Source organism: Burkholderia sp. E168m15 (assembly GCF_016586105.1).
Lineage (GTDB): Bacteria > Pseudomonadota > Gammaproteobacteria > Burkholderiales > Burkholderiaceae > Burkholderia > Burkholderia orbicola.
Map to the genome: position 1 here is coordinate 33,186 of NZ_BCPO01000102.1, position 13,181 is coordinate 46,366.

The 13,181-nt window shown below is 67.5% G+C and carries 14 protein-coding genes; 9 read left to right on the plus strand and 5 right to left on the minus strand.

Annotation, left to right across the window (positions count from 1 at the left end; translation table 11 throughout):
* Positions 1-63: 63 nt before the first annotated feature.
* The 3 genes from JMF86_RS17135 to JMF86_RS17145 form a co-directional block, all read right to left on the minus strand.
* Complete coding sequence (locus JMF86_RS17135; protein ID WP_011547114.1) at positions 64-1,776, minus strand: M36 family metallopeptidase; 1,713 nt, start codon at positions 1,774-1,776, stop codon at positions 64-66.
* Positions 1,777-2,268: 492 nt separating this feature from the next.
* Positions 2,269-3,213: a GlxA family transcriptional regulator gene (locus JMF86_RS17140; protein ID WP_006480675.1), complete on the minus strand. Its 945-nt coding sequence runs from the start codon at positions 3,211-3,213 to the stop codon at positions 2,269-2,271.
* Positions 3,214-3,334: 121 nt separating this feature from the next.
* On the minus strand, positions 3,335-4,297 hold the full coding sequence (locus JMF86_RS17145; RefSeq protein WP_011547115.1) for a helix-turn-helix domain-containing protein: 963 nt from the start codon (positions 4,295-4,297) through the stop codon (positions 3,335-3,337).
* A 241-nt stretch (positions 4,298-4,538) separates the two neighbouring features.
* Between JMF86_RS17145 and JMF86_RS17150 the strand changes: the two genes are divergently transcribed.
* The 7 genes from JMF86_RS17150 to JMF86_RS17180 are packed head-to-tail and all read left to right on the plus strand — an operon-like array spanning position 4,539 to position 10,035.
* A complete protein-coding gene (locus JMF86_RS17150; protein ID WP_201317083.1) occupies positions 4,539-5,696 on the plus strand; it encodes an amine dehydrogenase large subunit in 1,158 nt (385 codons plus the stop codon).
* Positions 5,697-5,703: 7 nt separating this feature from the next.
* Positions 5,704-6,258, plus strand: a complete 555-nt coding sequence (locus tag JMF86_RS17155; RefSeq protein ID WP_011547117.1) for a MauE/DoxX family redox-associated membrane protein — start codon at positions 5,704-5,706, stop codon at positions 6,256-6,258.
* Positions 6,255-6,890, plus strand: coding sequence for a methylamine dehydrogenase accessory protein MauD (gene mauD / locus JMF86_RS17160; protein WP_011547118.1), 636 nt, complete (start codon positions 6,255-6,257; stop codon positions 6,888-6,890). The genes JMF86_RS17155 and mauD overlap by 4 nt, the downstream gene beginning before the upstream one ends.
* A gap of 39 nt (positions 6,891-6,929) precedes the next feature.
* A complete protein-coding gene (locus JMF86_RS17165; RefSeq protein ID WP_011547119.1) occupies positions 6,930-7,466 on the plus strand; it encodes a methylamine dehydrogenase light chain in 537 nt (178 codons plus the stop codon).
* Positions 7,463-7,963, plus strand: a complete 501-nt coding sequence (locus JMF86_RS17170) for a cytochrome c (RefSeq protein WP_011547120.1) — start codon at positions 7,463-7,465, stop codon at positions 7,961-7,963. The genes JMF86_RS17165 and JMF86_RS17170 overlap by 4 nt, the downstream gene beginning before the upstream one ends.
* On the plus strand, positions 7,960-8,496 hold the full coding sequence (locus JMF86_RS17175; RefSeq protein WP_011547121.1) for a cytochrome c: 537 nt from the start codon (positions 7,960-7,962) through the stop codon (positions 8,494-8,496). Before JMF86_RS17170 ends, JMF86_RS17175 begins: the two co-directional genes overlap by 4 nt.
* A 33-nt stretch (positions 8,497-8,529) precedes the next feature.
* Entirely contained in the window at positions 8,530-10,035 is a 1,506-nt protein-coding gene (locus JMF86_RS17180; protein WP_011547122.1) for an aldehyde dehydrogenase family protein, read from the plus strand.
* A gap of 57 nt (positions 10,036-10,092) precedes the next feature.
* On the opposite strand, the gene JMF86_RS17185 is transcribed toward JMF86_RS17180, so the two are convergent.
* The gene (locus JMF86_RS17185) at positions 10,093-10,536 is read right to left on the minus strand and encodes a DMT family transporter (protein ID WP_011694819.1); all 444 of its coding nucleotides are present in this window, start codon (positions 10,534-10,536) and stop codon (positions 10,093-10,095) included.
* Positions 10,537-10,658: 122 nt separating this feature from the next.
* Between JMF86_RS17185 and JMF86_RS17190 the strand changes: the two genes are divergently transcribed.
* Positions 10,659-11,540 carry a LysR family transcriptional regulator gene (locus tag JMF86_RS17190; protein WP_011547124.1) on the plus strand — a complete coding sequence of 294 codons (882 nt, stop codon included), beginning with the start codon at positions 10,659-10,661 and terminating at the stop codon, positions 11,538-11,540.
* A gap of 51 nt (positions 11,541-11,591) precedes the next feature.
* Here the strand turns inward: JMF86_RS17190 and JMF86_RS17195 are convergent, their stop codons facing one another.
* Positions 11,592-11,843 carry a hypothetical protein gene (locus JMF86_RS17195; protein WP_125381613.1) on the minus strand — a complete coding sequence of 84 codons (252 nt, stop codon included), beginning with the start codon at positions 11,841-11,843 and terminating at the stop codon, positions 11,592-11,594.
* Between the two features lie 360 nt (positions 11,844-12,203).
* Here JMF86_RS17195 and JMF86_RS17200 point away from each other — a divergent pair, with 360 nt between their 5' ends.
* Positions 12,204-13,157: a choline ABC transporter substrate-binding protein gene (locus tag JMF86_RS17200; RefSeq protein WP_011547126.1), complete on the plus strand. Its 954-nt coding sequence runs from the start codon at positions 12,204-12,206 to the stop codon at positions 13,155-13,157.
* Positions 13,158-13,181 lie beyond the last annotated feature (24 nt).

The window sequence follows — 13,181 nt, forward strand, 5'->3', positions numbered from 1 at the left end:
ATGGCGATGTCGGAGAAGGGAGCGCGCCGCAGGTCGTGCGACGCGCTCCCGCCTGCTGCGGCATTACGACTTCTGCGGAACGGTCACGCCGTACGTGCAGCTCTTGTTGTACGCGTTGCCGATCGCGGTGAGCTGCGTGCTGCTGTAGCCGAGCGCGGCGGCGGCCGTCAGCACGGCCTGTGCGGCCGCCTTCTGGTTGGTCGAGCTGTTGGTCATCGACAGTCCCTTCAGGAACGCCTTGTCCATCGCCTGCGCGCCGATCGCATCGCGCGCGACGAGGTTGCATGACGCCCAGTACTGGCCGGCCGTGTGGATCTCCGCGCCGCGCGCCTGCGCATAGGTGCGCCCGACGTTCCAGTTGGTCACGCGGCCGCCCCAGAACTCGTTGTGACCGTCCCAGTTGTAGACCCACTGATACTGCGCATCCGACGGGCTCCACTGGTTGAAGTCGCGGCTGTACGCGGCGGCGAGATAGTCGCCGGTGCCTTCCGACAGGCCTTCCTGTTGCGACAGGCCGCCGTTGGTGACCCAGTCGTGGATGCCGTGGCCGAGCTCGTGGATCACGACGTCCGCGTCTTCCGCGTCGTCGACGCCGCCTTGCCCGAAGGTCAGCCGGCCGCTGCTCGACGAATACGACGAGTTGTCGTCGCCCGATTCGCCGTGCGGGTCGTACTGCACGCCGCCCGTGTACTGGTACGGCAGCGCCTTGATGCCGAGCGTCTGGTTCACGTAACGCAGGAACGTGTCGATGTGGTAGTACGCGTTCACGGCCTCGAAATACAGGTTGCCGCGCGTGAATTCGAACGCGGGCGTGGACTGCGACGGGCACGCCTTGTCGAGCGGCGCATCGAAATCGATGCATGCCGCGTACGGGCCCGTCAGCGTGTAGCGCGTGCCCGACTGCGCGAGCTCCTTCAGCGTCACGCGCACGCGTGCGGCCGTGAGTTGCGTCGAATCGGCGTCGCTGCTGTCCTTGTAGCCGGTGCTGCCGTAGCTGCTCTTCGTCGGCGACAGCGGATCGGGGCGGAACACGAAGCCGGTGCCGTCGGTCGCGTAGAACGCCTTGTCCTCGGCGCGCAGCACTTCGCCGCTACCCGAATCGATCAGCAGTTCCCAGTCGCCCTTCGGGCCGTCCTGCGGGCGGCCGCGCACCTTCCACGCGGTGTGCGTGCCGGCCTGGTCGACGAATGCGACGAGCTGGGCGTCGAGATGCGTGAAGCCGCTCACGCCGAGATACGCGCGGGCGCGGTCGAGCGCCTGCTGCTGGTCGACGGCCTGCGACTTGCGCGTCGTCGCGACCACGCCGCTGATCGTGTTGCTTGCGACGTACAGGATGCGGCCGTCCTTCGCGACGGTCACCGCGATGTCGCTGCCGTACACGGGTAGCCCGGCAGCCTGCTGCTGCAGGCGCACGACGGTGAAGTCGGCATCGTTGCGTTCCGACGTGACGACGAGGCTCGCGAGCGCCGCCGCGTCGAGGCCGAGCTGCGCCGCTTGCGACGCGACGAAGTCGCGCGCGGTGGCGGCGGGCGTCGCGGCGGCTTTCTTGACGCGCCAGGCCGGGTTGTACAGCGTGACGGCGACGCCGTCCGCGCGGAATTGCCCGGCGGCCGTATCGGCTTTCGCGGCCGGCGGCGCGACGCCGCGCGTCAGGCTTTCGCGCAGGCTGGCGGCCTGCGGATTCGACACTTTCGTATCGGCCAGGGTGCCGCCGACGATGCCGAAACCGAGCGCGAGACTCAGGGCGAGCGGCAATGCTTTGCGTGATGTCTGCATACGTGATCCTCATCTCAACGGTTGGACACGCCCGCGCGCTCGTGGCGAGCAGGCACGACACGGCCCGCGCGCCGGTTCGATGGAACCGGTGCGGCGAAGCGGTGTAGGGAGTATCGACTGACTAAGGAGAACTAAATCTCAGGTCGAAAAGAAGCGGGCAGGCAAAGAGGGGGACGCGCGTGAAGGGATGCGAACGGCAGGCAGGTGCGGCGACGGCGAAGCGAGCATCGTCATGTCATACCCCTCGGATCGATATTGGATATCGGTGGGCAGCCTGCGTGGCGCGACGCGCGCCGAGATGCAGCAGGCGTGTCGTTAGGCTGCCTATCTAACTTTGTTTGATATGTTACAGAATATTTTCAGCGACATTCCAAATTATTTTCGACGACCGCTTCGGTTGGTCGATCAATTGCCGGCATTGTTCAGCGAGCGGCGGGAAACGCTGCCGGAACGTGCAATACCGCGCCGGATTGTGATCAAAAGCCGTGACGATCAGCGTGTCGCACGCCGGTCGCTGCGCGGGCTCATCCCGAATCGTGCGCGATAGGTACGCGAGAAATGCGACGGCGATTCGAAGCCGCACGCGACGCACACCGACGTGATGCTCATGTCGGTCTGCTGCAGCAGTTCGCGTGCGCGATCGAGGCGCAGGTTCAGGTAGAAGCGCGTCGGCGTGTCGTTCAGCGTCGCGCTGAACAGCCGTTCGAGCTGGCGCCGCGTGATCGACACTTCCTGTGCGAGCGCGTCCGAGCCGAGCGGGTTCTCCATGTGCCGCTGCATCGTGCCGATCACCTGGATCAGCTTGCGGTTGTGCACGCCGTAGCGCGCGGCGATCTCGAGCCGCTGGCTGTCCGAACGCTGCCGGATGCGGCTGACGACGAACTGCTCGGAGATCGCCGCCGCGAGATCGGCGCCGTGCCGGCGGCCGATCAGGTCGAGCATCATGTCGATCGACGCGGTGCCGCCCGCGCACGTGATGCGCCGGTCGTCGATCTCGAACAGCTCCTGCGTCGCGTTCAGGCCGGGATAGCGCTCGCGGAACGCGGCCAGCGCTTCCCAGTGCAGCGTGAGCGGCTGCGACGCGTCGAACAGCCCGGCTTCCGCGAGCACGAAGCTGCCCGTGTCGATGCCGCCGAGCGTCGCACCATGCCGGTGCTGGCGGCGCAGCCAGTCGCCGAGCGTGCGCGTGTAGCACACGAGCGGATCGAAGCCCGCGACGACGAACACCGTATCGACCTGCGGGACGTCCGCGCACGCGGCTTCGGCGGCGACCGGAATGCCGTTGCTTGCGGCGACGGGCGCGCCGTCCGCGCTGATCACGTGCCAGCGATACAGCTCGGTGCGAAAGCGGTTCGCGACGCGCAGCGGCTCGACCGCGGACATGAAGCCGAGCGCGGAGAAGCCGGGCAGCAGCAGGAAGTGGAAATCCTCGGGCATCGGGGCGTGGGGTGGAAGCAGGTGGTCGTCGCGCGACGCGGCGAGCGGGCCGGCGCGGGCCGCGCCCGGCTCGCGGGCGCCGAACGGTCAAGCCGGAATTATCGCGGTTTTTTGCCGGCGTTCAGCGCGTTTTTGCGCGATGCACCGTGCGGCGCGCCGTCGCCGACGGCAATTCGCCGAACTGGGCCTTGTACACGCTCGCGAAATGCCCGAGATGCAGGAAGCCCCAGCGTGCGGCCGCCTCGCTGATCGGCAGGTCGGATTGCCGCGTGTCGAGCAGCAGGCGTCGGACCTGCGCGAGGCGCAGCGAGCGCGTGTAGTTGAGCGGACTCGTCTGCACGACCGACTGAAAGCTGTTCTGCATCGTGCGCCGGCTCACGCGCAGTTGCGTGCACAGGCTCAGGATGTCGACGGGCGCTTCCGGGTGCTCGATCACGTAGTCGTGCACGCGGCGCACGATGTCGGCGTGGCAGGCGTGCGTGAGCCGGTTCGACGGCTCGGGCATCCGGTAGGTGAGGAGATCGACGAGCACGTTGCCGACGTCGGCGCGGATCGCGCACTGCGCGCGTGCCGCGTCGAACGTATCGGGCGCCGACAGCACGCGTTCGAGCAGCGTCGCGAGCTGCACGCTCGCGCGTTCGCGCGCGGCGACCGGCACCTCGACGACGCCGTGCCGCAGCGCGCGTGCGTCCAGCCGGACGTCGGCGGCATCTTCGATCTGCTGCATCAATTCGGGTTCGACGACCACGCCGATCAGCGACATGTCGTCGGGTGAATGGAGTTCGAACGGTATGCCGCCGCGCGCCATCACGATCGTGCCGCGCTCGATGCGCGCACCGCCGAACGCGAAGGTGCCCGAGCCGGTGAGCGGCATCCCGAACACCGTATGGCCGTGCGGCAAACATCCGCGCTGGATGATGCGCACGTTCGCCGTTTCCTGGAACAGCTGCACGCCGTCGAGCACCGCGTGCTTGACCGCGCTGCGATACGCGCCGGACCCGATCTGGTCGTAACGCTGATTCCAGCCGCGCAGCGCCTCGGCATGCCGGTCTGCGTCGTCGAACCTCTGATGTAACACGAGCACGGCGCCTCCGGCGGTCGTTTGGACCGCGCAAGATTAAACCGGCCGAGCGGTCGGCGCAATACGGGGGAGCGCTATTCCGCGCGCGGGTTTCAGAGGGTCGGAAGGGTGCGCAACAGCGTGGCTTTCACGCGCATTTCCAATATCCCGAATCGGCACGTACGCGTTGCCGGTCCGGGTGCTGACGGGATTTATTGTCGAACTACAGTCGCCCCACATAACGTGAATCCCCACTGGAGGCGGCATGAGGACAAGGCGACGAACCTCGGCGCTCGCGGCGACGCTGGCGTTGGTGGCGGCATGGGCCGGCGGCGCAAACGCGGTGGAAAAACCCGAGGAACTGGTCGTGCAGAAGATGCCGCCATGGCATCCGCACGAGGTCTATATCGTCGACATCTCGATGCCGTCGATGACCGACGGGCGCATCTACGTGTACGACGCCGATGCGAAGAAGCTGCTCGGCCAGATCGACGGCGGCTTCGCGCCCGGCCTCGCGATCTCGCCCGATCGCAAGACCAGCTTCGTCGCGACGACCTACTTCTCGCGCGGCTCGCACGGCACGCGCACGGACGTCGTCGAGATGATCGACAACGCGACGCTCGATCACGCGGGCGAGATCGTGATTCCGGCGAAGCACGCGCAGCACGTGCCGTCGCCGTACAACACCGCATTCAGCGCCGACGGCAAGCGGCTGTACGTCGCGAACATCACGCCGTCCGCGTCGGTGACGGTGATCGACGCCGTCTCGAAGAAGGTGCTGTCGGAGATCGACACGGCCGCATGCGTGCTTGCGTATCCGTCGGGTAACGACCGCTTCACCGCGCTGTGCGAAAGCGGCAAGGCACTGACCGTCACGCTCGACGCGAACGGCAAGGAGACGAAGCGCACGATGTCGGAGGCATTCATCGACGTCGACAAGGATCCGGCGTTCGTGAACGCGTCGCGGTACAAGGGCGAATACCTGTTCACCACCTACGGCGGCAACGTGCGCAGCGCCGATTTCAGCGGTGACAAGCCGGCGTTCGGCAAGCCGTGGCCGCTGCTGACGGACGCCGAGCGTGCCGAAGGCTGGCGCCCGGGCGGCATGCAGCAGACGGCCGTGCAGGCAAAACAGAACCGTTACTACGTGCTGATGCACAAGGGCACCGACGGCTCGCACAAGGACGCCGGCACGCAGGTGTGGGTGATTGACCTGAAGTCGAAGCAGCGCGTCGCGCGCTGGGATCTCGCGCAGCTGAAGGTCGATCCGCTCGTGTCGATCCAGGTCAGCGAGGACGACAAGCCGCTGTTCTACGGGCTGACGGCGACCTCCGACCTCGTCGTGATGGACGCGCGCACCGGCGCGCTGCAGCACGTCGAGAAGCAGGTCGGCAATACGTCGTCGCTGCTCGTCAACCCGTGAGGCCGCGATGACCCTCGATCCCGTACTCGCCACCAGCGCGCAGGCCGGCGCGGCCGTCGTCGTGCTGCTCGGCGCCTTCGCGAAGATGCGCCGGCCCGCCGCGTTCCGCCAGGCACTCGCCGGCTACCGGCTGCTGCCCGATGCACTGACCGCGCCCGTCGCGTTCGCGATTCCGCTCGCGGAAGCCGTCGCCGCCGTGGTGCTGCTGTTTCCCGACACGCGCACGGCCGGCGCGACCGGCCTGATCGCGTTGCTTCTCGCGTTCGCGGCCGGGCTCGCGATCAACCTGCTGCGCGGTCATACCGACATCGACTGCGGCTGTTCCGGCTTCACCGCCGCCCGAGCCGACGTCCCGCGCGGCATCGGCTGGCTGCATGTCGGGCGCGTGCTGCTGCTCGTCGCGCTGGCCGCGACCGCGTTCGTCGAGCCGGGCACGCGCGCCGTCGTGTGGTTCGACTACCTGACGCTGTTCTTCTCCGTGCTGCTGATCGTCTGCGCGTTGCTCACCGTCGACGTGCTGCTCGCCAACGTCCCGCGCCTTTCCCACCTGAGGAATTCATGATGCAAACCGCTCTCACCGTTTCCACCGCCCTGCTGTGGGTGGCCGTCCTCGCGCTCGGCGCGATCTGCCTCGCGCTGGTGCGCCAGATCGGCATCCTGTACGAGCGCATCATGCCGGCCGGCGCGCTGATGATCGACAAGGGGCCTGCGGTCGGCGCGATCGCGCCGACGTTCGAATTGACCGACATGCGCGGCGCGCAGGTGAAGGTCGGCGGCATCGACGCGATGGGCAAGGCCACGCTGTTGTTCTTCCTGTCGCCGACGTGCCCGGTCTGCAAGAAGCTGCTGCCGCTGTTGCCGTCGCTGCAGGCCAGCGAGGCGACGCCGGTGAACATCGTGCTCGCGAGCGACGGCGATGCCGACGAACACACGCGCTTCGCGCGAAAGCACGACCTCGGGCGCTTCCCGTACGTGCTGTCGCAGGAGCTCGGCTTCGCGTACCAGATCGGCAAGCTGCCGTATGCGGTGCTGCTCGACGAAACGGGCACCGTGCGCGCGAAGGGGCTCGTCAACACGCGCGAGCATCTCGAGAGCCTGTTCGAGGCGAAGGAGCGCGGCGTCGCGTCGCTGCAGCAGTTCGTGCATGGCGATCACAGCCACGATGCCCACGACGGGCACGCGCAGCACGCGTGACCGGCCGAACCTTTTTCAACGTCATTGGAGAACGACGACATGGGCGTGTTTGATTCATGGTTCGAGCGGTCGGCGCGCGGCGTCGCGCAGCACAGTTCGCGGCGCAGCGCGATGGCGAAGCTCGGCAAGGTGCTGGTGGGGTCGGCGCTGCTGCCGCTGCTGCCGGTCGACCGCACCGCATATGCGGCCGATGCGGCATCGGGGGCGTCGGGTGCATCCGGTGCCGGCGCGAGCGACGACCCGACGAGCTGCGACTACTGGAAATACTGCGCGATCGACGGCTGGCTCTGCAGCTGCTGCGGCGGCACGTCGAGCAGTTGCCCGCCGGGCACGACGCCTTCGCCGATCACGTGGATCGGCACCTGCCGCAATCCTCACGACGGTTCGGACTACATCGTGTCGTACAACGACTGCTGCGGCAAGACGTCGTGCGGCAAGTGCTTCTGCAACCGCAACGAGCGCGAGAAGCCGCTGTACAAGCTGTCGTTGAACAACGACATCAACTGGTGCATGGCGAACGGTAATTCGAATTACCACTGTTCGGTTTCGGTTCTGCTGGGAGCGGCGAAGCAATGAAAGTGAAGCAAGCAGGAAAGCGCATCGTTGCATGCATGGCGGCCGCGACGGCCTTCGCGTTGCCCGCCGCGGCGCACGCGCAGGAAGCCGTGCATTACCCGGTCGGAAAAAGCCTGTTCGACGCGCAGTGCGCGGTGTGTCACCAGGCGGGCGGAAAAGGACAGGACGGCCTCGCGCCGCCGCTGACCGAGTATCCGGGCAAGTACGCGGCGGCGGAAGCCGGGCGGGCGCAGTTGATCGCGACTCTGCTGCACGGGATGTTCGGCGAGATCGAGGTGCACGACAAACGCTACAACTTCAAGATGCCGTCGTTCGCGAGCGCGAGCGACGACGACATCGCGCACGTGCTGAACTACGTCGTGTTCGACCTCAACGCGCAGCACGGCGACGCGAAGCCGTTCACCGCGGCCGATATCCGTGCGGCGCGGGCGAAGCAGATGGACGGCACGGCCGTGCATGCGCAGCGCGCGGTGGTGATCAAGGGGCTCGGCCTGTGAACGGCGTGCGCGCGTCCGTGCACGGCACGCGGTGCGCGGCGTCGTCGTGGCTCGGCGGTTTGTCGCATCGGCTGTCGTGCTGGCTGCTGCTGGCGGCCGCGGCGGCCGGTGCGTTCGCCGCACCCGCGTCCGCGCAGGCCGACGGCGCGGCCGATGCCGCGCTCGCACGGCAGCACTGGGTGCTCAACTGCATGGGTTGCCACACGGCGACGGGCGGCGGCATTCCCGGCAAGGTGCCGCCGCTCGCGAATTCGCTCGGCTATTTCACGCACCTGCCGGCCGGGCGCGAGTACGTGATGCGCGTGCCCGGCGCGTCGAACTCGGCGCTGTCGGATCGGGAACTGGCCGACGTGCTGAACTGGGTGCTCACGACGATGAACCGCGATGCGCTGCCGCGCGACTTCAAGCCCTATACGGCCGCCGAAGTCGCCGCGCACCGCCGCCCCGCGCTGTCCGACGTCGCGGCCGTGCGCGCCGGTCTCGTCCGTGCGTTGCAGGCGCGCGGGATCGACGGCGTCGCGGATCGCTACTGACCGACTCACTCAACGAATCAGGGAAACAGGAACATGGAGACGAACGAAACCTTTGCGTTGCTCGACGCGACGCGCGCGTTTCTCGCGAAGCCGAAGAAGATGCTGATCGGCGCCGAGTGGAGCGATGCCGCGTCGGGCCGCCAGCTCGATGTCGTGAACCCGGCCGACGGCACCGTGCTCGCCCGCGTGCCGGAAGCGGACGAACGCGACGTGCAGCAGGCGGTCGCGGCCGCGCGCCGTGCCTTCGATGCAGGCCCGTGGCGCAGCGCGAAGACCACCGACCGCGAGCGCCTGATGCTCGTGCTCGCCGACCTGATCGAGGCCAATGCGCGCGAGCTCGCCGAGATCGAATCGCTCGACAACGGCAAGCCGGTGCTGGTCGCGCAGGGGCTCGACGTCGCGATGGCCGCGCAGTGCTTCCGCTACATGGCCGGCTGGGCGACGAAGATCGAAGGCAGCGTGATCGACGCCGGCATGCCGTACCTGCCGGACAGCGAAATCTTTGCCTATACGCGCAAGGAGCCCGTTGGCGTGGTCGGCGCGATCATTCCGTGGAATTTCCCGTTGCTGATGGCCGCGTGGAAAATTGCGCCGGCGCTCGCGACTGGCTGCACCGTCGTGCTGAAACCCGCCGAAGACACCCCGCTGAGCGCATTGCGGCTCGGTGAGCTGATTCAGGCGGCCGGGTTTCCGGACGGCGTCGTCAACATCGTCACCGGCTACGGTCACACGGCCGGTGCGGCATTGTCGCGCGATCCGCGCATCGACAAGATCGCGTTCACCGGGTCGACGCAGACGGGCAAGACGATCGGCCACGCGGCGCTCGACAACATGACGCGGATGTCGCTGGAGCTCGGCGGCAAGTCGCCGGTGATCGTGCTGCCCGACGTCGATCTCGACAAGGCCGCGCTGGGCGTGGCGAACGCGATCTTCTTCAACCAGGGGCAGGTGTGCACGGCCGGCTCGCGCGCATACATTCATTCGAAGGTGTTCGACGGCGTGATCGAGCGCGTCGCGAAAATCGCCGCGAGCCTGAAGATCGGCCCGGGGATGGACCCGGCGACGCAGATCGGCCCGCTCGTGTCCGCGAAGCAACGCGAGCGCGTATGCGGGTACATCGACTCGGGGTTCGGCGAGGGCGCGCGTGCCGCTGCGGGCGGCCGCGCGATCGACGGCCCCGGCTTCTTCGTCGAACCGACGGTGCTGGTCGATACGACGCAGGCGATGCGCGTGGTGCGCGAGGAGATCTTCGGGCCGGTGCTCGTCGCGATGCCGTTCGACGACGTCGATACGGCCGTGCAGCTCGCGAACGACACGCCGTACGGCCTCGGCGCGAGCATCTGGTCAAACGATCTCGCGGCGATCCACAAGCTGATCCCGCGTATTGCCGCAGGCACCGTGTGGGTCAACTGCCACTCGCTGCTCGACAACGCGTTGCCGTTCGGCGGGATGAAGCAGTCGGGCTTCGGCCGCGAACTTGGCCGCGCAGTGATCGACCAGTACACGGAGAGCAAGTCGGTGATGATGAACTACGCATGAGCATCGCGGCGCGTGCATGCGTTGCCGATATGCCGGCCACGTACGCACGCGCCGCCGTCACGCGCGGATCAGCACGACCCCGAGAATGAGGCACGCCGCGCCGGCCACGCGGATCGGGCTTGCGGAATGCTGCACGATGCCCAGCACGCCGAAGTGGTCGAACACGAGCGCACCGGTCATTTGTCCGACGACGATCAGCGCGAGCGTCGTCGCCGCGCCCAATCGCGGCACCATCAGGATCGCGACGCCGACGAATACCGCGCCGAACAATCCCCCCGTCCAGCTGAACCACGAGCCCGCGCCGGAGAACGTGCCGCTCAGGCGCGGGTGAGGCGACAGCAACGCGACCGCCAGCATCGCGGCCAGGCCGACGAGGTAGCTGACCGAGCCGGCCCACCACGGCGAGCCGATTTGCGCGCGCAGGTTCGCGTTGAGCACCTGCTGCAACGCGACGCTGATGCCGGCCGCCACGACCAGCAGATAAGACAGGAGGGTAGCCACGAGGATGAACGCTCCGAAAGGATGGCCGCAACGGCGATGCCCGGCATGGAGGGCTTTCATTCTGCGGAGCGCGCCGGTATAACGCAAATATCGAATCTGGCGCTCATCCATCTCGTTTCGGCATGCCATCACTCCGGCAAATCCAGTATTTCCTGACCGTGGCGGACCTCGGCGGCTTCACGCCGGCCGCAGGCGCGCTCCATGTCGCGCAGTCGGCGCTCAGCCGGCAGATCGGTCAGCTCGAGGATGAACTCGGGTTCCTGCTGTTCGACCGTGAACCGAGAGGCGTGCGGCTCACACCGGCCGGCGCGATCTACCGCGAACGCGTGGCGTCGATCCCGGCCACGCTGATGGCCGCTGCCGACGAAGGGGCGCAGTTGTCGCGCGGGGAGGCCGGCGTGCTGCGGCTGCTGCATTCCAGTACCGTGCCCGTCAGCAGCCTGATGCCGGATCTCGACCGCTTCATGCGCGATTGTTCGGGCGCGCGCATCGATCTCGACCGCGCGTCGTCCGAGGATCAGGTGACGGACATCGCGAACGGCCACGCCGATATCGGGATCGTCCGGCTGCCGGTGCTGCGGCGCGATGCACGCGTGCGTTTCGTCGAACTGGCGGCCGAGCGCCTGTGCGCGGCGCTGCCGGCCGATCATCCGCTCGCGGGCCGCAAGCGCATCGCGATAGCACGGCTGCGGCGGGAGCCGTTCGTGTCGGCCGTGTATCGGGAGCGCGGCGGCCTCGCGCGCGTCGTGCTCGATCTGTGCCTGAAGCGTGGCTTCGTGCCGGCGGCCGCGCGGATCGTGTCGCCGAAGACGTCGATGCTGAATCTCGTCGCGGCCGGCCGGGGCGTGGCGATCGTGCCGGCGCGGATGGCGAGCATCGGCATCGATGGCGTCGTGTTCGTGCCGATTTCGGACGAGGATGCGCAGTCGGTGTGCGCGCTGGTGTTGCCGGTCGAGCCGACGGTGCTCGCGCAGGCGTTCGTGCGGGCGGTGACGGCGGGCTGAACGGGCCGCTTCCTGATCGGCACGCGTGTTCGGTCGAACCGACGTCATGACTCAGACGCGGTACCCCGCGTCGCGCATCAACCGCCGCGATAGTTCGCCGCGCGGGCCTTCTGCGTCGAACCGCGCGCGAAGTTTCGCATTCGCGCCGCGCGTCACGCCGCGATGCATGGCCACGATGATGGCGAAAAGGGCGACGACGAAGAAAGCGACAAGCATCGTATTGCTCCTGGCCGAAGAAACCGGAGACGGACATCGCGACGGCCGGTCATGTTCGTCTCCGTCCATTTCAGTGATGCGCAGCATCCGGGCCCGGGGCGGCGCGGCAACTGGCGGGCCGCGCGCGATCGCCCGGCGACTGCCAGCATAGGGCCCGCCCACGGCATCCGGCGACGTGTCGGAAGTCTGTCAGCAAGGCCGTGGCGGAATCGAAAGGCGTGCGCCGCATCCGGGCAATCTCGCCGCACGCCAGAAAAACTCCAAACCCCCGTCCGGCAAGCCTCAAGCGCAACCTAGTGGTTTCCACTCATAGTCGCAAACAGGCAAGAACAGGTCGCCGCCGGTCTTCTCGCGGCGAATATGGCTCGTTACTTTTACTCCCACGATGCAGGCCGGTGCACACTTCGCGCACCGGCTGCCGCGAGACCAACCGGGAGGAACCGAACCATGAAGTCGACGAAGATCGCCGCGCTCGCCGCGGCCGTGCTGGCGACCGGCGCGTTCACGCACGCCGCGCTGGCCGAGACGGAGGCCACGACCTGCCGGACCGTGCGTTTCGCGGATATCGGCTGGACCGACATCACGTCGACCACGGCGCTCGCGTCGACCGTGTTCGAGGCGCTCGGCTACAAGCCGACCACGACGATCGCGTCGGTGCCGATCTCGTTCGCCGGCCTCAAGAGCAAGCAGCTCGACGTGTCGCTCGGCTACTGGTGGCCCGTGCAGCAGAAGCAGCTGCAACCGTTCCTCGACAGCAAGTCGATCAACGTCGTCGAGCCGCCGAACCTGTCCGGCGCAAAGGCGACGCTCGCGGTGCCGAGCTATGAATACCAGGCCGGCCTGAAGACCTTCGACGACATCGCGAAACACCGCGCGGAACTCGACGGCAAGATCTACGGGATCGAGCCGGGCAGCAGCGCGAACGCGACGATCCAGAAGATGATCGACACGAACCAGTACGGGCTCGGCGGCTTCAAGCTCGTCGAATCGAGCGAAGCGGGGATGCTGGTGACGGTCGAGCGCGCGGTCCGCGACAAGAAGTGGGTCGTGTTCCTCGGTTGGGAGCCGCATCCGATGAACATCCAGCTCAGCATGAACTACCTGTCCGGCGGCGACGCGGCGTTCGGCCCGAACTACGGCGAAGCGCGCGTGTACACGCTCACCGCGCCCGACTTCATCGCGCGCTGCCCGAACGCGGGCAAGCTCGTGACGAACCTGCGCTTCTCGACGCAGCTCGAGAACCAGCTGATGCAGTCGGTGATGAACAAGACCAAGCCGGCCGAGGCCGCGAAGGCGTACCTGAAGAAGAACCCGCAGGTGCTCGATCCGTGGCTCGCGGGCGTCAAGACGTTCGACGGCAAGGACGGCCTGCCTGCCGTGAAGGCGTATCTCGGCCTGTGATGGCCTGCGCCCATACGCTGTTAG